This is a genomic window from Palleniella intestinalis (genome assembly GCF_013166595.1).
In the GTDB taxonomy this organism is placed as follows: domain Bacteria; phylum Bacteroidota; class Bacteroidia; order Bacteroidales; family Bacteroidaceae; genus Prevotella; species Prevotella intestinalis.
The window spans coordinates 55,490-77,118 of record NZ_JABKKG010000011.1; the positions used below are offsets into that span (position 1 = coordinate 55,490).

The following is a 21,629-nucleotide window of genomic DNA, read 5'->3' on the forward strand; positions in this document are numbered from 1 at the left end:
AGCATGCCATGCCTGCCTTCCACAACCACAACAAGAAACCCTCTTCTATGCATAACGAGTTTGACGAGATAAGACCGTTTGGCAAAGGCGAAGTGCGACCTGCTGTAGAATCCCTGCTCAACGACAGGCAGTTCATGACTATGCTGCGTGGCTTCATCCCACTGCCGAAAGGCATGATACGCTTCATCCTGCGCACAATGTTCATCGGCGTAAACACCACACTTGACTTCCAGAGAAGATACATGCGGCGCGTCGTAAACTACACACTGAAGAAATCCACTGACGGCTGTACATTCAGCGGTCATCCGCTTCCTGTGAAGGACAGGCATCACACTTACATATCAAACCACCGCGACATCGTGCTGGATTCTGCCATCCTCTCCTACGAACTGTTCAAGAACGGCTACGACACCACCGTGGAAATAGGTATCGGCGACAACCTTCTCATCTATCCATGGATAAGGACTCTCGTGAAGCTCAACAAGGCTTTCACCGTGAAGCGTGGGCTTTCACCACGCCAACTGTTGGAAAGTTCCATGCTGATGTCAAAGTACATCCACCACGCCATTAAGGACAAAGGCGAGAACATATGGCTCGCACAGCGTGAAGGCAGGGCGAAAGACTCTGACGACCGTACTCAGGAGTCTGTGCTGAAGATGCTTGGCTATGGCGGTTCTCTTGACGAACTGAACATCGTTCCGCTGACAATCTCCTACGAGTTTGACCCTTGCGATTATCTGAAAGCCAAGGAGTTCCAGCTGAAAAGGGATAATCCTGCATACAAGAAGTCCAAGCAGGACGACCTTGAGAACATGAAAGTCGGCATCATGGGCTACAAGGGACGTGTGCATTATGAGTGCGCGCCATGCATAAACGAGTGGCTTGGCGAATATGACGGACTGACAAAGGCGGACTTCTACATGGAGGTGGCAAGGCGTATGGACAATGCCATACACCAGGGTTACAGGATTTATCCCAACAACTACATCGCCCTTGACCTGCTCAACGGCAACCGTGACAACGCCGGCAACTACACGCCTGCGGATGAGAAACGCTTTGAAGACTACCTGAAAGGACAGCTTTCAAAGATTGACATCCCGAACAAGGACGAGGCTTTCCTCCGTGAACGCATGCTGACAATGTATGCTAATCCGTTGAGAAACAAAATGGCAAGCGAAAATGAAGGTGATGGTGCTTAAAACATTATGCCTTGCTTTGGCGTGCCTGTGCATGTCATGCACCGCATCGGATGATGACGGTGACGGCTACAAATACCCACAGCTGGTGGCGGAATTATGCGACGTCTATACTACAGAGCCAAAGGAACTCGGCTATGCCGTGACAGACTCTGACGAGCGTCTCACATTCTCCTATCATGTGCATGCCCCATGGGCAACGGAGAGAGAGACATGCTACCGCGCCTTATTATATTATAACAAGGTGGAGCACAGCCCTAATGTCCACGCCACCACCCAAGCCATAAGTGCAAAAATGGCAATTGTCCTAATCCCCAAGACACCGGAAGAGGCGAAAGACTGGTATGACAACAGCGACCCTCTAAGCCTTGCGACAGCATGGTTTGCCAAGAACGGCAAGTACCTCAACCTTTGCCTTGACATCAAAAGCGGAAGCACTGACAGTGAGGACACACGCCAATCGCTTGGGATTATCTGTGAGGGAACTGACAAGGCGGAAAGCGGCGACAGATACCACTACCGCCTGTGCCATGCGCAGAACAATGTGCCTGCCTACTACACCGTAAGCCAATACGCATCAATCCCAACAGCAGACCTTAAGTCCGGTGATATCATCACACTTGAAATCCCAACATGGAAAGGGATTGTCAAGAAAGAATTCATAAAGCCTTAATCTTCCTAAAACACGCAAAAACAGGAATCTATCATGGAAAAACTTAATCTTCTGACCTTCGCATCTGTATTCCAGAAGCAGGAATACGAGTCTGTACGCAAAGCCCACGAAGAACTGTTTGACGCTTTGGAAAACAATTTTGAAGTGAGCATCATATTCGAGAAAGACCTTGACAGCCAAAATCTTGACAGTCTCGAAGGCAAGACTCTTGTCTTTATTGCCACAGGCGGAACAGAAGGCATGGTGGTCAAGAACTACCACCGGCTGCCAAAACCGCTTACTCTCCTCACCGACGGCAAGGCAAACTCCCTTGCCGCATCACTCGAACTGTCATGTTGGGCAAGACAGCAAGGGGACACTTGCACGATACTCCATGGAGAAACGGACGCCATAATAGCAGCGATCGAAGACAACAATACCACCACCGGACAGTCGCAAAAGGACAACTCAATCAACCTGAAGGCATCACCTGTCAGCGGCTGCCGTATCGGTGTGCTCGGCGAACCATCCGACTGGCTTGTGGCAAGCAATGTCGACTACGCTCTCGCCCGTGAGCGTTGGGGCGTGGAGTTTGTGGACATAAGTCTTGACACTGTCAACACTTATTTCAACGAGGTGACAGAGGAAGCCGTAGCCGCAGCCACCGACAAGTTTGTCAGCAATGCCATCTCGTGCATAGAGCCTGACCGTGCGGAGATCGTGAAAGCCATGCGCCTGTACTCCGCCCTGCAACGCATAGCCGAGGAAGAGCGGCTTGATGCACTCACATTGCAGTGCTTCAGCCTCATCCCTACAACTAAAACAACAGGTTGCCTGGCACTCGCACTGCTCAATGATGACGGTATCGTCGCAGGATGTGAAGGCGATTTGACCTCCATTTTCACAATGCTCCTCGCCAACCGTGTTACGGGCAAAGGGGCTTTCATGGCAAACCCGTCGCGCATAAACCGTGAGACAGGCGAGATAATCTTCGCCCATTGCACCATAGGATTATGCCAAACCGAAGGCTACATCATTCGCACGCACTTTGAAAGCGACTCCGGCGTGGCAATCCAGGGCATCATGCCGACAGGCAGAGTGACTGTGATGAAATGCGGAGGCAAAGGACTTGAACGCTCATTCGTTGCCGCCGGCACAATCATTGAGAACCAGGACGACTGCCGCAAATGCCGCACACAGATACTGGTAAAGCTCAACAATGCCGACGATACAGCCTATTTCTTCGACAATACAATAGGCAACCACCACATCATCGTCATAGGAGACCATACTGATAAGTTCAAATAAACAGGCATCAGACTCACAATGTCAATGCCATTTTGACCGGATTATTTTTCTCTGTATTACTTTTCAGTTCGGCAAGAGAACCACCTAATTTTGTGATATGAATCCTTAGAGAATACTTTGAAGAACCTTTGGAGAGCCTGCATAAAAAAACAAAGAATCCAAGTAGGAAGTGTTGAGCTTCTTTCTTGGGTTCTTTTGATTTTCATTGCTGCCATAAATCCGCATCCACAGCCATTAATTCCCTAATTCAAGCTGGTTCTTTACAAGATTATAGTATGCTCCTTTTGCAGCGGTGAGCGTGCTGTGCGTGCCCTCTTCCACTATGCGCCCTTTGTCAAGGACGATTATTTTGTCGGCATTATTCACCGTACTCAGGCGGTGTGCCACAATGACCACTGTCCTGCCTTCGTAGAACCTGTCGAGGTTCTCCACAATCTCGCGCTCGTTCCTTGCGTCAAGGGCGTTGGTCGCCTCGTCCAGGAAGATGAAGTCCGGGTTCTTGTAGACGGCACGCGCAATGAGGATGCGCTGCTTCTGACCTTGGCTGAGTCCCACACCGTCACGCCCTATCTTCGTGCCGTACTTCAACGGCAGGGACATGATGTAGTCGTGTATGCAGGCTATGCGTGCTGCCTGCTCCATGCGCTCCGTGTCAGGCTCGCCGTCGTCGACGGCTATGTTCCTCGCTATGGACTCGGAGAATATCACACCGTCCTGCATCACCACTCCGCAATGGCTGCGCCACCATTTGAGGTTGTAGCCGCTGATGTCCTTGCCGGCAATGCTGAGTGTGCCGCCTGTGACCTTGTAGTAGCCGAGCATCAGCTTTATGAGGGTGGTCTTGCCGCTACCGCTTGCTCCGACTATGGCGGTGACCCTGCCTTCGGGGATAGAGAGTGTGATGTCCTCCAAAGTGTTCTTCAGTGCATGAAGGTCATACTTGAAGCTGACATTGGAGAACTCTATGCCCTTGCCGTCCGTGAAGGATGTGAGCAGCCCTTCCCTGCCGTCCTCGTCCTCCGCACGGTGAATCTCGCTGATGCGCTCAAGGGAGATTCGCACGTCCTGCAGGGAATAGATGAAGCCCATGAGCTGCTCGACAGGGGAGTTGAGCTGCCCGACGATGTACTGCACGGCAAGCATCGTGCCGAGGGTTATGCTGCCGTCAATGACGGATGTGGCGGCAAGCACAGTGATGAGGATGTTCTTCAGTTCGTTGATGAATATTGAGCCTGCCTGCTGGGTCTGCTGCAGCTTCAGGGATTTCATCTGGACATGAAAGAGGTCCTTCTGCGTATCCTCCCACTCCTGACGGCGGCGCTGCTCGCAGTTCTGCAGCTTTATCTCCTGCATGGAGGTGATGAACTGGTAGGTGCGGTTCTGGTTTATAGCCTGCTGCTCAAAAATCTCGTAGTCGAGGACTTTCCTGCGCTCGAGAAACAATGCTATCCACACTCCGTAAAGTACGCTGCCGAGGAGGAAGACAGCGAATATCAGGCTGTTGTAGATGAAGAGTACGATACCGAACACAAAGAAGCTGAGCATGGTGAACATCACGTTGAGCACCTGGTCGGTGAGGAACGACTGCACGCGTGAGTGGTCGCCCATTCTCTGCAGGAGGTCGCCCATGAGTTTTGTGTCGAAAAACGGCATGGGCAGCTTCAGCAGCTTTATGAAGAAGTCGCTCACAAGCGAGATGTTTATCCGCATGGAGGCATGCAGGAGGAGACGGCGGCGGATGATGTCGGCGACAGTCCTGCCGAGAACTATCATGAGTTCGCCAAGGAGTATGAGCCACACAAGCCCCACATCCTTGTCCCTTATGCCACGGTCGACAATTGCCTGTGTGAGGAACGGGAGCACAAGTTGCAGGAGACTGCCGACGAGGAGGGTAAGGAAGATAATGAAGAATATCTTCCGGTATTCCTTGAAATAGCCCAAAAGGAAGCCGAAGGAGCGTCCTTCCCCTTCCTCATTAATGCCTTTCTTACTCTCGTAGAATGCCTCTGTGGGTTCAAGGAACATGGCGATGCCTTTCCTCGTGCCGTTGGGCTGGGTGACTGCCCAATGCTGCTCAAACTCCTCTTTTGTGTATTTTATGAACCCCTTCCCCGGGTCTGCGACATGGAACTTGCGCCCCTTTCCTGTGACCTTGTGCAATACGACAAAATGATTCTGGTTCCAATGGAGTATGCATGGCAGCACGGCTTCCGCCAGACTGACGGTGGTCATCCTGCCACTGACGGTGCGGAAGCCGAGTTCCTGCGCCGCCTCGCTTATGCCGAGCATAGAGACTCCCTCAGCGGTGGCAAAGCAGTAGTGCGAGAGTGCCGCCATGGAGTACCTCCTCCCGTAATGCCGGCATATCATAGCAAGGCACGCTATGCCGCACTGCATCGAGTCGTGCTGACGTTGGAAACAGGTATGTTTCATGGTTTGGTTTCTTTCTATTTTTATTGTTTTTGAGTTCTACATTCTGCTCTTTTGTGATTGTCCTGCACCTGTTCCTTTGTATCTGTTGGTTGCAGTATTAAACCGGTAACGAACAGACAGATTCACGGAACTTGTCGAATGCGTCGTGTAGTAAGTCTTGCGCTGCAGCCCTGAGTAAAGGATAGCATGCTGGTCTGCTGTCCCGAAGATGTCCGAGGCATACAACTGCACAATAAGACGGTCACGAAAGAATGATTTGTAGACGGACATATCCGCACTGAACCCTCCCCTATTGATAAGCATGTTGCCATTATGACCTTCCGTGTTTGCGGAGGCTATGAGTGAAACTGTAATCCACTTTGTATCAAACGTGTTGGTCAACTTGAACATTCCCTGCGGGTTGCAGAGCCCTCTGCCGTCAGGTGTGTCCATATAGAACCATTGCTTCCTGACAGACAGTCCCAATGACGGATGCCATATTCCGAATGCTGGATTCAGTGACAAGGCTGCATAGGCTTTGTCATAGGAAGGCATGTTTTCCGGCCGTGCCAGCACTGTCAGAGGATTGTCCTTGTAAGTCAGTGTGAGGGTGTTTATATCGTCAGACACATGAGCATACATGGCGGAGAAACTCAGCCATTTCCACGACAGTGCATAGCTCAGGTTCCTGCTTATGGAGGGAACAAGGAACGGGTTGCCTGTCTCATAAGTATAGCGGTTGTCAAACTGTACTCCGGCACGCAGGTTATTGTAGGAAGGACGTGATATGTCCGATGCGTAAGCTAATTGCATCTGAATCTTTCCTACAGGCATGGAGAGAGCGATGGATGGAAAGAGATTATCAAATGTCTTGCTCTGGCCGTCAATGCGCACCCCTCTGTCATAGTAGCTGAAATCCACATGCTCGAATCTCACCCCGGCCTGGACATAGAGCTTTCCCAATGTCCTGCCATATGAAGCGAATGCATAAGCCATCGTCTCCTTTATCCTGCTGTCATCGTCATCCACAATGTCCTGTGGAAGGACGGCATAAAAGGACTTGCGTCTCGCCTTGGAATATTCTCCGCCTGCCGACAGATTGCCCGAACATAACGGAAAAGAGAGCACGAGCTTCGTGGCAACAAGGCTGTTGCGGGTACGGCGGTTGGAGTTCACCTCCATTGCAGTCTCCGGCTTGCCGCTTTCCTCGTAGCGTTCGATATTGCTCACCCTCTCGTTCTTTCCGTACCGGAAATAATCGGCATTGAAGTCGATATTCACCTTCCCGACTTTTCCTGCATAGTAGACATTGGTAAGTGTCGAGGTGGACTGTGCAGGGGAATGGTAATGTGCCATGGACTTTTCTGCCGGCATGCCGTCACGCGTGGCAATGGAAAGAATGTCTCCGGTACCGGAGTTCTTTGCATAGCGATCATAGCTTATACTCGCACCGAAAGAGTGGTTTTCTGCCGGCATGTAGTTTGCCGCCAGGCGCACATAAGGGTTGATGTTTGTGTACTCCTGTGCGATCTCGTTTGTCTGTTCCCAAACCTCATTGAGGAAAGTCTGCTGCCGCAGCTGCTTGTCATCCCGGGAATGGGTGTATGCTCCATAAAGTTGCGCGCTGACATCCAGCTTTCCGGTGCGGTAGTTCATGCTCAGATTCTCGTATGCACTTGTCCGCTTATGCTCGTTGACGGCAAAACTCGTCTTGGTGTCAATACTGAATCCCTCGCCCACAGGCTTCTTTGTGGTGATGCGTATCACGCTCGTCACATGCGCATCGTAGCGTGCACCGGGATTGGTTATAACCTCCACATTCTTTATTTCGTCAGGCTGAAGACGCTCCAGCTCCATACGGTCGCGCATCTTCCTACCGTTGATGTAAATTTCCGGCGTCCCTCTGCCAAACACCTCTATGGAGCCGTTGCGCGCAGAGACATAAGGAATGAGGTTCAGCATATTTTCCATGGAGCCGGCTTTCTCAAGCACTGAGCCTGCAACGATGGTGGTCATGCCCTCACCACGAAGGATGGTTTTAGGCTGGTGCGCCTTCACCACAACCTCGCCAAGAAGTCTCTCATCCTCATGCAGCTCTATGCTCATGCGCTCCTCACCTCTATACACAACAAATGCTGTCCTGAATCCAACGGAGGAAACTCTAAGGATATTCCCATTACGGACATTGTCAATAATGAAGTTTCCTGCATTGTCACTCACCGCCCCGCCAAGAAATATGGAATCACTTGAGGCCAGTACAGCTATATTGGCAAAACCTACAGGTCTCTTGCTACAGTCCGTCACTGTACCTATCAGACTCTGTGCCCAAGCGCCAAGTCCGGCAAGCATGAATAATATGGATGTTATCTTTCTCATAAATACATATAAAAAAAATCTCTGTAATTGAGTTCAATGGCTCATCTATCATTATGTACCTTCATCTCACAATACGAAACTGCATCATAGAAAGTCTGTCCTTCAAATACAGGCCTTAGTCTGCAATTCTTCATAATACAATATGTATTCAGCTTGCAATCTTTACAATCAGTCAAAACATCAAGAGTAGTTCCTCCCCTATAAATATCCCATTTTGATGACTTCCAAATATCACAGATGTCTTGAGATAAAAGATTTCCAATTTTATATTCTTTATGCCCAACTCCAAATATACATGGATAAACATCAAAATTTTCATCCAATGCAAACAATGAATTCCCTGCCGAGCAGGCAATTCTATTTATAGAAGAAGTTAACCTCATTGTTGAATCATCAGCCAAAATTAATCGTTCACCATATTTCTTCTTTTCCAAGCACAACTGCTGAATAAACTTATTTTCATTATCATCTAATATTAAATCTGTATTATAAGCAGCTCTACCTACAGGTCTCAGACGACTTACAAACAAAGAGTCCGCATTTAATTCTAATAAGACATAATCTATAAGCTTCTCTATTTCAAAAATATTCCTTTTATTTACAGTGCAAGTTATACTGAATGTCACGTGATTTCTCTTCAACTCCTCGAGAATACCTTTAAGAATTAAGAATGTTCCTTTCCCACGAATATAGTCATGTGTTAAATTACTAATTCCATCCAAAGATATACCCAACTGAATATTTGCTTTTTTTATCATCTTAATATGATCAGTGTCCAGCAAAAGTGCATTCGTAAGAATCATTGTCTCATAGTGAACATTAGCCAATAGAGTCAAGAATTTCTTTATATTAGGATGTGAGAATGGCTCTCCTCCTGTAATTTTCAAAGTCTTTATGCCAGCAACTTCCAACTGTTCTACAACTCTTTCCAATTCAGCATCAGTAAAATCTTTAATAGAGAATTTTGGCGCAGAGCCTTCAAAGCAATGTTTGCACGACAAATTACAATGCCTCGTTAGAAAAAATTCCACTCTCTCTGGAGAAGACATAGTTCCTGTTGGCAGCTCCGTGTCTGATATTTTATAATTTACATTTATTCTTTTCTTGTATTCTGGCTCAGGAATCAAAAGATCCAAGAAATCCTTTTGCTCAAGAAATGCAAAGAAATCTGTCAAATCGATGCCATGTTTTGCTCCTTCATCCCTGATAAACGAAAATGATATTGCCTGATTATAAAAATATTTTAGAATATAATACAATTTACAGGAAATATAATAAGTTTTCAAAGATTTCTTATTATAAAGAACATATACCCCTTCACTATCATTTCTAAGTGTATAGTTATAATTAAGAATATAATTCATATTAAAAGTTTTAGAAACGTGTTGGAAAAAATTCCAACACGTTGTGTGTTTTCATGTCCGCTATTTTCTTTCTAGCCTTCACTCTGTATTGGTTTGTCCACAGGTTTTTGGACTACAACTGTATCAGGAACTTGATTATCACTGCAACACTTTAATGCATAGCCATGCCCTGAGGCTGCCAATCCTTGTACAACAGATGTTACACCAGCTTCACCAGCTTTAACCAAATCTAGTTCTCTTTTATTGAGGCTATCAAAAATTGAATTATTCATTATTTTTTTTTAATTATTGTCCTCTTACAGCTTCAGACTTTGCTCCTTTTTCCAGAAAGGTCTGGACATTTTTACTGTTATGCTCAGCGTCGTACTTCTGATGGCCATCTTGGTTTCGACGATTCAAAGTTATACAAACTCTGACTTTTTATTTTGACACAAAAGTGTATTTGTGTTATATACGATTCGTTTTATACACAAAAGTGTGTTAACAGGCATTAACCAACCTATTGTAATGATTGTAGAAAGGCATAATATCCTCTTTGCTTGAGCATATAGGCACTGTCTCCGAAGCAAGATAGTCCAAGGAATCTCCAAGTTGTCTTGTGTGTATTCCGAGTGCATTCATAACGCGTAAAAGTTTGCTATCCGTTTCCGCTATCATATAACTATTGTCATCACATACTATAGGATAAACAGCATAAACCATCAATTGCTTGAATAGTGTCAGCGTGGGCATTCCGGAGAATGAATCTATGGCAAAGCGTCCAACATGCCAATATTCATAAATGGATTCTGAATGTATAGATTGCAGAGGATTTATACCAAAGATTTTTTCTATTGGCAGTGGTTTATCTTTGTCCCATTTAAAGACACGAATCGAGCCTATCAGTTTGCCTTCTGCATTACGTACAACATATATATAAGAGTTTCCCGAATAAGACAGTTCCTCCTTGTACACTTTTGAGATTTCCTTTTCCAATTCTTCTGAATCTGCAACTCCTGCATGATGTTTGTAGTTTTCACGAACCACAAACTCTGCTAGTTCATACAGGTTTTCCTTACCCAGCTGTAGGATTTCATACACTCCATTTGCATACACTTGTTTTTCCATTGTTCCGTTTTTTTATATTAATGTTACTGTGGTTTCTGAACCATTTGTGTAAATTAGTCTCAGTGCATGCAAAGTTAGCAGAAGGATTGCACTTTGCCTTTACACAAAAGTGTATTTCCACAACAAGTGTATGATTTTTTACACTTTTGTGTGTTAAAATGTTGTCCAATTACAATTTTATTATTACTTTTGCAACATCAATCAAGGAAAAACATACATGGTAACAAGAGATTTCTTCATTATATCAAATGCAGTTCACGGCATCACAGACGCAGATTATAAGCTGGCAGACCTTCTTGTGAATGCGGCTAAGGCTTTTGCAAGAAGCACTCATCAAGGAGTATACATCATTGACTATTTCAAAATGAATTTCCTTTATGTATCGGAGAATCTTGCAAATTGGTGCGGTGTGCCGGCTGACAAAATCAGGGAATTCGGCTACCAAATTTATGTGGACCATGTACCGGAAGAGGAGCAAAAGATGCTCATTGAAATAAACAGAAGCGGGTTCAACCTCTTTGAGACCATTCCGGTGGAAGAACGTCTTGACTATACCATTTCTTATGATTTCCACTTCATCACAGGGCGAAAAAAACAGTTGATAAACCACAACCTTACCCCTATGACACTGACAAAGGACGGAAGAATTTGGTTAGCACTATGCACTGTGGCTATGTCCTCACGCAGCACTCCGGGACATATAGTAATGAGAAAATCAGATTCTGAAACATACTACGAGTACTCACTCGACAAACACAAATGGATTGTAAAAAATAATGTAACCTTAAGCGGCATAGAACGTGACGTTCTGATACTCTCCGCCCAAGGCTACACTATGAATGAAATTGCTGACAACCTATGCAAATCCATTGATACAATAAAAGCCTGCAAAAGAACTTTGTTTGTGAAACTTGGAGTCAGGAACATCGCAGAAGCCCTTTCTTATGCCACAAACTACAAACTCATATAAGTATTTTCTATCAACGTGCAGTCTCGCACATCAATGATGACAAATAGAATTTTGGGAAATATTTCACCTCCTTGCCTGCAACAATGTTATACATAGCATTGACACAATGACCGGCTGCAATCCACGAACCAACAGATAACTGTGGAGGTGGCAGCACCGCAGCTTCACGCTTGTATTCCTCTACAATGCCTGCCAGCCATTGGTTTGGAAGATTCCAGAAGGCCTCATAATTCGATACATACTCGGCGACCTTCAGTTCAAAACCACGATAGTCTTTTGACAATTCCGTCAGTCTGTAGCCTTCAGGCTTGACTATTGTAAGGAATCCTGCCCAACCGAAATTATAAGGATGAAGCACAGGAATATGTTCCCGCGAGCATATTTCGTCAAAAACAAAAGGAATATCGCTCTTGAAATCCAAGGCATTGATGGCTATGTCATGTCCTTTGACAAGGCCTTCCACATTCTCATGGTCAATGAAAGAATTCACAAAAGCAATGCTGGCAGAAGGATTTATGCCCAACAGCCTTTTGGCAAGTGCTTCTGCCTTGTATGTGCCAATATCCCCCTCTGTATAGTTCTGACGGTTGAGGTTGCTCAACTCCACTTTGTCACCATCGACAATAGTGATATTCTCAAAGCCGAAACGCAAAGCGCATTCTGCTATGATACTGCCAATACCGGCACCCCCTAAAAGGATATGGGTATTTCTGACTTTTTCCTGCTCTTCCGCATTGACATAAATGCGATTCCTGCTGTATCTTTCCATAGGTTTTATGTTTTGTTCGAGTGCAAAGTTACAAATGGTTTTGAAACTTACATAGAATAAAAGTGATTTTTTGATTGATGCTCTGCAAAGTATACACAAAAGTGTACTTTAAAATGTTAACACGGCATATTGAAATCAAGAAAAGACATTTTCATCTCCACTATAATCATATTTTCCGATAGCCGCTATTCGAACAAACGCATACAGGAGCTTCCACAATCCGACGGCAAGCAGTAACTTTGCACCCGAAATCATAAACAAAACAACATTCAATCATGACAGCTACAATCCAAAACCCTTACGCCGCATGGCTCATCATAGGATGCGCGGCACTGGTACTGCTCATCGTCTTCGGAAGCACAATATGCCACCGGCTTGCCATTTTCAACCACAAGCACCACATCGTGGAGTGGGACGACAGTTCTGTTTACACTTGGGAGGATGATGACGAATAAGGAAAAAGGCGCAGGAATGCTCGGGACATTCCTGTGCAGCTACGCCACCACACTGCTGGAATGCGGGGCGGCGACGGTGAGGATAGAGAAGAATGTCGGTCGCATGGCGGAGGCTTACGGCGGAGATGCCGAAGTGAGCATCTATCCGCGGCATGTGGAAGTGGTGCTGAAGGACGACGAGAGCGGAACGACGGAGGTATGCAGCAAGGCCATCAGCGGCAGCGTAATAAACTATTCCACCGTCAGCGCACTGAGCAAACTCAGCTGGAACTGCCTTGACCGCCACACACCGCTGCCTGTCGCCATGAGGCAGTACCGAAGAATCACCCATGCTACAAGGATTCCCTTGTGGGCGGTGACCTTGCTTGCCGCCCTCGCAAACGCATCGTTCTGCCGTCTTTTCGAAGGCGACCGGCAAGCGATGGGCATTGTCTTCCTTGCCACTGTCTGCGGCTTCCACCTGCGAAGTGTGCTCTGCAAGAGGCATGGCGTCGACATGCGCATAGCGACAATTCTTGCCGCCTGCGTCTCCTCGGTGCTTTCCTGCTCATGCTATGTCTTCGGCATAGGCAGCACTCCCGACATAGCGTTAGGCACAAGTGTGCTCTATCTCATACCGGGCATTCCCTACCTGAACGCTGTCAGCGACCTCATCAACGGGCATCACATCTGTGCCATGAGCCGCTTCGTCCATGCCATAACCATCACCGTGTGCCTGTCCATAGGGCTTTACCTCGGACTTGCATTGATGAGTTTCCAAGGATTCTGACGAGCAACAACAGCAAAACATTATATACTGATAATCAATATTTTACAAGTAACAAAACAAAAGATAACCTTTCGCACTGCAAAGTGTTACCTTTTGCCATACGAAAGGTTACCTTTTGCGTCATAAACCGTTACCTTTCGCCAAGAGAAACATTTCCACACAATTCACCACACATCACGACTACCACAACATGCTACCAATAATCGAAGATTCATTCTTTGCCGCAATAGCCGCAATCGGCTTCGGAAGCATAAGCAACGTGCCTGTCAAGGCTTTCACAGGATGTGCCATCCTCGCCGCTGCGGGGCATGCGACAAGGACACTGCTGACAGGGCAGTTTGGCATCGACATCATCCCCGCCAGCTTCATCGGCAGTATCGTCATAGGTCTGCTGTCAATCCCCGTCTCGTCCCATTGGAAGGCACCGGCGGAAAGCATGTCCTTCCCTGCCCTCTTGCCCATGATTCCGGGAATGTATGCCTACCGCGCCATGCAGGCACTCATCGCCTGCGTGCAGCACACATCCGAGAGTGAGTTCATGCACCAGCTGTATCTGCTGAACTATAACGGGCTCGTCTGCTGCACAATAGTGCTGCTGATGTTCCTCGGTGTGACAGTGCCGATATTCTGTTTCAAACGGTATTCCTTCTCTGCCACACGCTGAAAAAACGCCACACTTTTGCTGTTTCCAGAAAAATACATTATCTTTGCATAAGATAATCTGCGCCTCGACAATTCAGAATGAATTCTATTGCACTCGGCTTGCATTATCTTTGCATAACAAAAAAATTATTGGTGTCGCCAAACATATACAGCACATGTTCATTAAGCTGTTTCAGTTGTGACAATATCCTATCTTCACATACAGCAACAGGATGTCGCTGTAAAGTGTGGCGGAGCCACAATCCTCATGCGAAACATTTCATATAAAAATTTGATTTCATAACAACTTGCGGAGTTTTACCGGACGACGCCAACAAACAAGACAATAATCGTTTGAAGATTCATGGAACTTAGACATCTGAAATCATTCATCGCACTGGCAAAATGCCTGAACTTCTCTGAGGCGGCGCGCAAGATGTGCGTGACGCAGAGCACTTTCTCACAGACAATAAAGCAGCTGGAGGACACTCTCGGCAGCACACTCTTCTTCCGCAACTCCCACGAAGTGACGCTGACAGAGGCAGGCATGGAACTGCTGCCGTTTGCGGAAAGGACGGTGCAGGCTGCCGACGACTGCGCACAACGCATAGAGGACCTCCGGGGATTGCGGTGCGGCACACTGAACATCGGTGTGACCCACTCGTTCAACATGGTGATGCACGAGACGCTGAAAGAGTTCATGCATCGTTATCCGAACATACGCCTGAACATCATCTACAAGCCTATGACGGAGCTTATCGAACGCCTTTCCCTGCGTGAACTTGACTTCGTGCTGTCGTTCCGCCCACAGGGACATTATCCGAAGATAGAGTCGCACATACTCTTTGAGGATAGTCTGTCGGTCATTGTGCGCCGCGACCATCCGCTGACAAGGAAGAGTCATGTCACCATTGCCGACCTCTCAGGCTTCCCTGTGGCACTGCCGGCGAAGGGACTGCAGGCTCGCAACATCCTTGACTCTATCATGCCGGATACGGCGGAGCTTAATGTCAGGGTGGAGATGGACGAGGTCACACCGCTGCTGCGCCTTGTGAGGAACACCGGAATATGCACAATCCTGTCGGCATCCGCTACGGAGGACAGCGATGAACTGCGTGCGATTCCTATCAATCATGAGGGCTGCCGCATGGAAGGCTGTGTGCAGACACTCAAGGAACGTTACAAGAAAGAGGGTGCAAAGGAGTTCATACGCATCCTTTGCGAGACATCGCTCGTGAAGAAGCGCATAGGGCAATGGCTCGGATGAATGCTTTGTGGCGCATTCTTTGCCACCGCCTGACAGGTGGCAGACCGCCAAAGGAAGTGGTGGAAAAAACTTTTGATTTGCTTGCATATATGGAGAAATATTGCGAAATTTGCAAGCGGAATGATATTTACTATAATTATAATCTATTTTGCATTGCTCTTCCTTTTCGGCAGACTTACTTCCGGAAAGGCGGGCAATGATGCTTTTTTCCGTGCGGAAAGGAAGTCACGGTGGTACATGGTGGCGTTCGGCATGGTCGGTGCAAGTGTGTCTGGAGTCACTTTTGTGTCTGTCCCCGGCATGGTGATGACACAGCAGATGACGTATCTGCAGATGTGCATGGGGTTTGTGGTCGGATATTTTGCCGTGGCGTACATCCTTCTGCCATTGTATTACCGCCTGAACCTCACTTCAATTTACACTTATCTCGGCAAAAGGCTTGGAAAACGTAGCTACAAGACCGGTGCATGGTTCTTCCTTCTGTCGAAACTGTCAGGCTCGGCGATAAAGTTCTATGTCGTATGTATGCTGCTCCAGAGTTTTGTGCTTGACGCTTACGGCATACCGTTTTGGGCTACCGTGGCGGGACTTGTCGCAATGATATGGCTCTACACACAGCGTGGGGGCATAAAGACATTGGTGTGGACGGACACATTGCAGACGGCATGCATGCTCGTTTCGGCAGGGCTTATCATCGTTGCCGTCACTGACAAACTCGGCATGTCTTTCGCTGAACTGTTGCGGACGGTATGGGACGACAGCCATTCGCGCATCTTTGTCTTTGACGACTTTGGCTCAACACAGAACTTTTGGAAACAGTTTCTGTCGGGAATCTTCACTGTGATTGTGATGACAGGTCTTGACCAGGATGTCATGCAGAAGAATCTCACGTGCAGAACCTTGCATGATGCGCGCAAGGACATGTGCTCCTACGGCATGGCGTTTGTGCCTGTAAATGCCATGTTCCTGTTTCTTGGTGTGCTGTTGCTGATGCTGTGCCGGCAGGATGGTGTCCCTGTGCCGGATAAAGGCGACGAGTTGTTGCCTATGTTTGCTGCAACGGGAGAGCTTGGGACATGGGCTGCGGTGCTTTTCTTTATAGGTATTGTCTCGACATCCTTCTCCACTGCCGACTCAACCCTTACTTCTTTGACAACAAGTTTCTGCGTGGATATATGCGAGAACACGCATAATGAGCAGCTGCGCAAGAGGGTTCACATCGGAGTTGCCGTGGTGTTTGCGCTTGCCGTGGTGCTTTTTGGCAGCATAGGCTCGTCAAGTGTCATCAATCTTGTCTATACTGTTGTCGGCTACACCTATGGTCCGCTGCTGGGACTGTTTGCCTTCGGACTGTTCACAAGGTGTGGTGTGAGGGACAGGTTTGTGCCTGTTGTGTGCGTCATGGCTCCCGTTTTATGCTTTGCCATAAACGAAATAGTCCGTAACCTCCTTGGATACCAATTCGGTTACGAACTACTTATGCTTAATGGTTTGCTCACCTTTGTGGGGTTAGCTATTTTAAGGTGTTAGTTTTTTTGTGGGGCTGGCAAAATTGTCAGTAATGACAGTACTGTCAATTATGTCAATATTGTCTGCCTCCCCTCCCCCTTTAGAACGTCATGTTGACCGCGAAGCGCACACCATTCTTTATGGCTGTGTCAAGGTCGTTGTATGACAGGCGGTGGATATAGTCAACTTCAAGGAACTTGAAGATGTTGTGTACACCCACACACACTTCCGCATAGGGCTTGTTGCTCATGATGTTACATCCGACAGGGAACTGCAGCAAGACATCACTTCCTGCATTCTCCGGCAGGTAAGGGTTGTTCTTGTTGGTCAGTTTGCCGTACATTCCGCGGAAAGAGATGAACTCACGCCATTTCAGTTTCTTAAGCAACGGCACGCGGTTGAAGAGCTTTCCGTTAAGATCCCAAGAGACATGCCACATGGCATAGCGGTCATTGAGGAACTCCATGTTGTTCATCAGCTGGAATGTATATGTTCCCGGTTGTGAAAGCCAGCCAAGGTTGACGCGCGGCATGATGAGCAATGGGAACGGGACAACGTCCCACTGTGCTCCTCCTGCTACATAGATGTCGAGTTTTCCCCATGAATTGAGCCAGAAACGCTTGTAGATTGACGCCTCCGTGAAGTTCATCTTGTACTTTCCGCCAAGCACTCCGTCAACGGCAACGGTATGGTCAATGGCGAAAATTGGCGCATCGAGGTTGATTGGGTAACGGCGCTGCTTTGTGTTGATGAAGGTCTCTCCCGGGGCGAAACGGAAGCCTATGTGTGCCTCTGTAGTACGGATTTCCTTGTCAAATGGTGAGCCGTCAATCGCACGGAATTGCATTTCAGCCGCACCTTTGATGCCTTCGGCCTTCAATCCTATGGTCGTTGCGAAGCCTGCAAGTGTCTCGTACTTGAATTCAAGCTGCTGGCGGTTGTAGAAATAGAGCTTGTCCACTTCGCGTGTCTTGAACGCCATGAACATGTTATCCTTGTTTGTCAGCAGGAATTTGTCCGACGGTGACATTATGTCATATTCCGAAAGGAAAGTGAACTGGCGTATCGGGAACTCCCAAGGTTCCCTGTGCTTCTTGTTCAGAGACCATGTGAACTGCGTCGAATAGTACCATTTCGCACTCTCTGCACCGTAAGCCACGTAGCCGTTCCAGAATAGATGGTTGTTCAATGCAGCAGTGGTGCGGCCTGAAAGCCTGAATCGCCATCCGTCAACAATGTTCTTGTTGATGATTGTGTTGACAGGGCCGATGTCAAACTTTGACGGTATGGAGTCACTTAGGGTGCATTCCACATAGTTATTCATGAAGGCTTTGAGCACAAAGAGGACGGTCTTCATGCCAGGAATGTTTGCCACACTCTTGGCGAATCCGCCCACACTCTCCTCGGATTTTGTCAGCTTCACCGTGCGGAACTGGTTCCAGAAGTCCTTTCCTCGGTTACGTGCATCCTGGTCGACGACATGCGTTGCCGTGCCACGGAAGTCACGTTTCGGAAGTTCCGTGAAACTGTAGTTTGAGAGTTTTGTGGTTCTTATCACCACCGCATTGTTAAGCATGCGGTTGAGTTTCAGTTCGACAAGCATGTTGTCTGTGTCGAGCACCCACTGTCCGTCAGGGAGTTTGACATATTCCTGTTCAATCTTCATGTTGTCCACGAAGTTGACATCCGACTTCTTTGGTATGGTCAGCGACACTTTGCGTACATGGAGCGTGGAGTCGTTGAGCACCCATATATCGCCACGGAATCCGAAGTCCTGCTGGTTGTTAGGGACAAATGTCAGGCGGATGCACTGGTCTTTGTCAATAAGGCAGGTGTCTACAATGTAGTAACGGTAGAAACCTATTGCGTCCTTGCCTATCGGTGAGGTGAAAGGGAACTGCAGAAGGCGCACCTGGTCGTCATAGATGTCCACGTCGGTAAAGATGTCCTTCATTGATGCGTCAAGGATGTTTCCTGCCGTTTCCACAAGGTTAGCCACACCGGTAGAGCTTTCTCCAAGGACAGTGGTCTTCTCTGCACGCGGGCTTTTCCTGTACACTTTTCGGGAAACCGTCTCGGAAATCTGCACAGGGCATATCAGTTTGCCGTTCATAGGGCAAACCTCTATCTGGTCGACAAGCCAATCTTTATTGCCTTTCTCCTTTTGTTCCTGAATGTCTTCAGGAGAGACATTGTTCTTGGCAAGCGTAAGTTTCTGGTATTTGTAGAACTCATAATAGCTGTTGTTGTCAAGGTCGGTCTTCTTCTTTGCAGCGATGACCCGCTTCATGAGTTCCACGGCAGGATTGTTCTTGCGTGAATACTTGCCGCGTTTTGACTTGACAACGACCTCTTGGAGTTGCTTTGTGTCCGGTTTGAGCTTTACCACTATGTGGTTCTTGGTCTTCTCATTGACGAGGATTTCCTTCGTCTTGTAGCCCATAGCGGTAAAATAAAGTTTCCATCCATTGTGCCTTGCAATGGAGAAACGTCCGTTATAGTCCGCCGCAGCCATGACATGATGGGTGCGGTAGACAACGCCTGCCATCGGGATGCTGTCTCCTGTGGCAGCATCTATGACAACGCCTGTTATCTTTTGAGAAAATGCGCCTGCTGCCACCATTAGCAGCAGGACGCATGATATGAAAAGTCTTTTTACCATCAAATGTTTTTTAGTCAAGTTCCTCGTCAGCCTCATAGCCGCCCATCTCACGGATGGCGTTCTTGAGGATAGTGTACTGCTGGTAGAGGTGGTTTACAGGAACCTCTCCCTTGGTGTAGTCGTGCATAGGAGACTTCAGGAAGAATGAGAGGAAACGCTGGTTGCCAACCTTGCCTGCACGTGCTGCGAGGTCAGAGAGGAGTACGAGGTCAAGGCATACCGGAGCAGCGAGGATGGAGTCGCGGCACAGGAAGTTGATCTTGATCTGCATTGGGTAGCCCATCCATCCGAAGATGTCGATGTTGTCCCAAGCCTCCTTCTCGTCGTTGCGAGGTGGATAGTAGTTGATGCGCACCTTATGGTAATAGTCTGTATAGAGGTCAGGCTGCTTCTCTGCCATGAGGATTGACTCGAGAGTTGAGAGCTTTGAAACCTCCTTTGTGCGGAAGTTTGCAGGCTCATCGAGCACAAGACCGTCGCGGTTGCCGAGGATGTTTGTTGAGAACCATCCGTTCAGGCCGAGGCAGCGTGTACCGATGATTGGAGCGAAACCGGACTTTACGAGAGTCTGTCCTGTCTTGAAGTCCTTGCCGCAGATAGGCATCTGAGTCTTCTCGGCCATCTCCCACATTGCAGGGATGTCAACTGTTGTGTTAGGAGCACCCATGATGAATGGTGCACCCTCAGCAAGAGCAGCGTAAGCGTAGCACATTGAAGGAGCGATGTTCTTTGTATCGTTTGCCTTCATGGCAGCCTCAAGGTGCTCAAGTGTGTCATGCACCGCCATGTTGATTGGCACATAAACCTCTGTAGAGGCAGCCCACAGCATCACGATGCGGTCACAATTGTTGACAGCCTTGAACTCTTTGATGTCGTTACGAAGAGCTTCAACCATCTCCCAACGTGTCTTGCAGTCCTTCACATGTGTGCCATCAAGGCGCGCAGCGAAATCCTTGTCGAAGCAAGCCTTCATTGGGACAATCTTCTCCAACTCATCCTGGACAGGGAGAATGTCCTTTGCCTTGAGCACATCAGCATTGACTGCTGCCTCGAAAGCGTTTGCAGTATATACGTCCCAAGTACCGAATACAATATCGTTGAGGTCTGTGAGTGGCACGATTTCTCCGTATGACAGGTACTTCTTGTCATCACCCTTGCCCACACGGATTTTGTCATACTGCGTCATTGAACCAACAGGCTTTGCCAGACCCTTGCGAGCCATGAGCACACCTGTCATAAACGTTGTGGAGACTGCTCCGCAGCCAACAACCATAACGCCAAGTTTGCCGGTTGCCGGCTTTACATTTGATTTTGTCATAATTACTTTTGAAGTTAATATGTTAGTGTTATTATAGGATTATATTCATGTCCGCATCCTGCTCCGGAAAGCATTTTTGCGGAATCATTTTTCCCACATTCTCTTGATGAACCGCTCATAAATGGCTATTCCGGCTACAGATGCCAGCACGCCGAGTACCACATCTATTATATAATGGTGTCCGCTGTAAACTGCGGAGAACCATATTCCCACCGACACAACGGCAAGGATTGTCTGCCAGATGCGGTTATCAGGCTTCTTCATTGCGTAGTAGAACGCTATCGGATTGTAAGCGGAATGCAGTGACGGAATTGCCGCAAAGACATTCGCGTTCTTGTCATAGAAATCATGGAAGAACGGTATTCCCGTTATCGCATCACAGTTTGCGAAGCCTGCTGCCGAACCTTTCGTGTCCGTTATCACATTGAATCCATGGTCCATGACATACCACGGCGGTGCGGAAGGGTATATGTAGTATCCGATGAAGCCCACCACATTGACCATGAGGAATGCCCATGTGATGTTCCGCGCAAGGTCCTGCCTGCCCTGGAAATACAGTACTATCGCGTAGATGAACGGCAACGGCACCCAGCACAGATAGAACAGTCCCGACAGCACGTCAAAGACAGCCCAATGGTGGATGCGGAAATATTCCGAAGGTATCACCCTCGTGCCATCCTCCAATGTCATTCCGAAGAGTGCTTTCTCCAGATTGTACACCCCTTCCGTGTCCACTGTCCCGAACTTGTAGTTCGGGAAGAGCCCGAGAAGGAAATACACGGCAATGAAGATGATGACGGGCAACAGAATCAGCGACGTTTCTTTTACAGTCTTATTCAGTTCCATTACATTT

At 47.8% G+C, this 21,629-nt stretch carries 18 protein-coding genes; 9 read left to right on the forward strand and 9 right to left on the reverse strand.

Annotated elements, in window-relative coordinates; genetic code table 11:
- Positions 1–47: 47 nt before the first annotated feature.
- Genes HPS57_RS12875 through HPS57_RS12885 form a run of 3 tightly spaced genes read left to right on the forward strand, consistent with a single transcriptional unit; the run spans position 48 to position 3,156 of the window.
- Entirely contained in the window at positions 48–1,199 is a 1,152-nt protein-coding gene (locus HPS57_RS12875; protein WP_172183754.1) for an acyltransferase, read from the forward strand.
- A complete protein-coding gene (locus HPS57_RS12880) occupies positions 1,180–1,869 on the forward strand; it encodes a NigD1/NigD2 family lipoprotein (protein WP_172183756.1) in 690 nt (229 codons plus the stop codon). Before HPS57_RS12875 ends, HPS57_RS12880 begins: the two co-directional genes overlap by 20 nt.
- Before the next feature lie 33 nt (positions 1,870–1,902).
- Positions 1,903–3,156, forward strand: coding sequence for a fucose isomerase (locus HPS57_RS12885; protein ID WP_172183758.1), 1,254 nt, complete (start codon positions 1,903–1,905; stop codon positions 3,154–3,156).
- Positions 3,157–3,390: 234 nt separating this feature from the next.
- On the opposite strand, the gene HPS57_RS12890 is transcribed toward HPS57_RS12885, so the two are convergent.
- From HPS57_RS12890 to HPS57_RS12910, 5 genes are all read right to left on the reverse strand, one after another.
- Positions 3,391–5,589 (reverse strand): peptidase domain-containing ABC transporter, encoded by a 2,199-nt coding sequence (locus tag HPS57_RS12890; protein WP_172183760.1) that lies wholly within the window; start codon positions 5,587–5,589, stop codon positions 3,391–3,393.
- A 36-nt stretch (positions 5,590–5,625) separates the two neighbouring features.
- Positions 5,626–7,944 carry an outer membrane beta-barrel family protein gene (locus HPS57_RS12895; protein ID WP_172183762.1) on the reverse strand — a complete coding sequence of 773 codons (2,319 nt, stop codon included), beginning with the start codon at positions 7,942–7,944 and terminating at the stop codon, positions 5,626–5,628.
- 41 nt (positions 7,945–7,985) lie between these two features.
- Positions 7,986–9,308, reverse strand: coding sequence for a radical SAM/SPASM domain-containing protein (locus tag HPS57_RS12900; RefSeq protein WP_172183764.1), 1,323 nt, complete (start codon positions 9,306–9,308; stop codon positions 7,986–7,988).
- A gap of 71 nt (positions 9,309–9,379) precedes the next feature.
- Positions 9,380–9,580, reverse strand: coding sequence for a hypothetical protein (locus HPS57_RS12905; protein WP_172183766.1), 201 nt, complete (start codon positions 9,578–9,580; stop codon positions 9,380–9,382).
- Positions 9,581–9,788: 208 nt separating this feature from the next.
- Positions 9,789–10,415, reverse strand: coding sequence for a hypothetical protein (locus HPS57_RS12910; RefSeq protein ID WP_172183768.1), 627 nt, complete (start codon positions 10,413–10,415; stop codon positions 9,789–9,791).
- A 217-nt stretch (positions 10,416–10,632) separates the two neighbouring features.
- Between HPS57_RS12910 and HPS57_RS12915 the strand changes: the two genes are divergently transcribed.
- A complete protein-coding gene (locus HPS57_RS12915; protein WP_172183770.1) occupies positions 10,633–11,385 on the forward strand; it encodes a helix-turn-helix domain-containing protein in 753 nt (250 codons plus the stop codon).
- 10 nt (positions 11,386–11,395) lie between these two features.
- On the opposite strand, the gene HPS57_RS12920 is transcribed toward HPS57_RS12915, so the two are convergent.
- Complete coding sequence (locus tag HPS57_RS12920) at positions 11,396–12,154, reverse strand: ThiF family adenylyltransferase (RefSeq protein WP_172183772.1); 759 nt, start codon at positions 12,152–12,154, stop codon at positions 11,396–11,398.
- Positions 12,155–12,429: 275 nt separating this feature from the next.
- Here HPS57_RS12920 and HPS57_RS12925 point away from each other — a divergent pair, with 275 nt between their 5' ends.
- From HPS57_RS12925 to HPS57_RS12945, 5 genes are all read left to right on the forward strand, one after another.
- Positions 12,430–12,609, forward strand: a complete 180-nt coding sequence (locus tag HPS57_RS12925; RefSeq protein ID WP_172183774.1) for a hypothetical protein — start codon at positions 12,430–12,432, stop codon at positions 12,607–12,609.
- Complete coding sequence (locus HPS57_RS12930) at positions 12,596–13,378, forward strand: threonine/serine exporter family protein (RefSeq protein ID WP_172183776.1); 783 nt, start codon at positions 12,596–12,598, stop codon at positions 13,376–13,378. The genes HPS57_RS12925 and HPS57_RS12930 overlap by 14 nt, the downstream gene beginning before the upstream one ends.
- A 190-nt stretch (positions 13,379–13,568) precedes the next feature.
- Positions 13,569–14,042, forward strand: coding sequence for a threonine/serine exporter family protein (locus HPS57_RS12935; RefSeq protein ID WP_172183778.1), 474 nt, complete (start codon positions 13,569–13,571; stop codon positions 14,040–14,042).
- A 342-nt stretch (positions 14,043–14,384) separates the two neighbouring features.
- A complete protein-coding gene (locus tag HPS57_RS12940; protein WP_172183780.1) occupies positions 14,385–15,287 on the forward strand; it encodes a LysR family transcriptional regulator in 903 nt (300 codons plus the stop codon).
- A 120-nt stretch (positions 15,288–15,407) separates the two neighbouring features.
- Complete coding sequence (locus HPS57_RS12945; RefSeq protein ID WP_172183782.1) at positions 15,408–16,817, forward strand: sodium:solute symporter; 1,410 nt, start codon at positions 15,408–15,410, stop codon at positions 16,815–16,817.
- 79 nt (positions 16,818–16,896) lie between these two features.
- Here the strand turns inward: HPS57_RS12945 and HPS57_RS12950 are convergent, their stop codons facing one another.
- From HPS57_RS12950 to HPS57_RS12960, 3 genes are all read right to left on the reverse strand, one after another.
- Positions 16,897–19,458, reverse strand: a complete 2,562-nt coding sequence (locus HPS57_RS12950; protein WP_172183784.1) for a DUF5686 family protein — start codon at positions 19,456–19,458, stop codon at positions 16,897–16,899.
- Positions 19,459–19,468: 10 nt separating this feature from the next.
- Complete coding sequence (locus HPS57_RS12955) at positions 19,469–20,776, reverse strand: inositol-3-phosphate synthase (protein ID WP_172183786.1); 1,308 nt, start codon at positions 20,774–20,776, stop codon at positions 19,469–19,471.
- 84 nt (positions 20,777–20,860) lie between these two features.
- The gene (locus HPS57_RS12960) at positions 20,861–21,622 is read right to left on the reverse strand and encodes a phosphatase PAP2 family protein (RefSeq protein ID WP_172183788.1); all 762 of its coding nucleotides are present in this window, start codon (positions 21,620–21,622) and stop codon (positions 20,861–20,863) included.
- Positions 21,623–21,629: the final 7 nt, after the last annotated feature.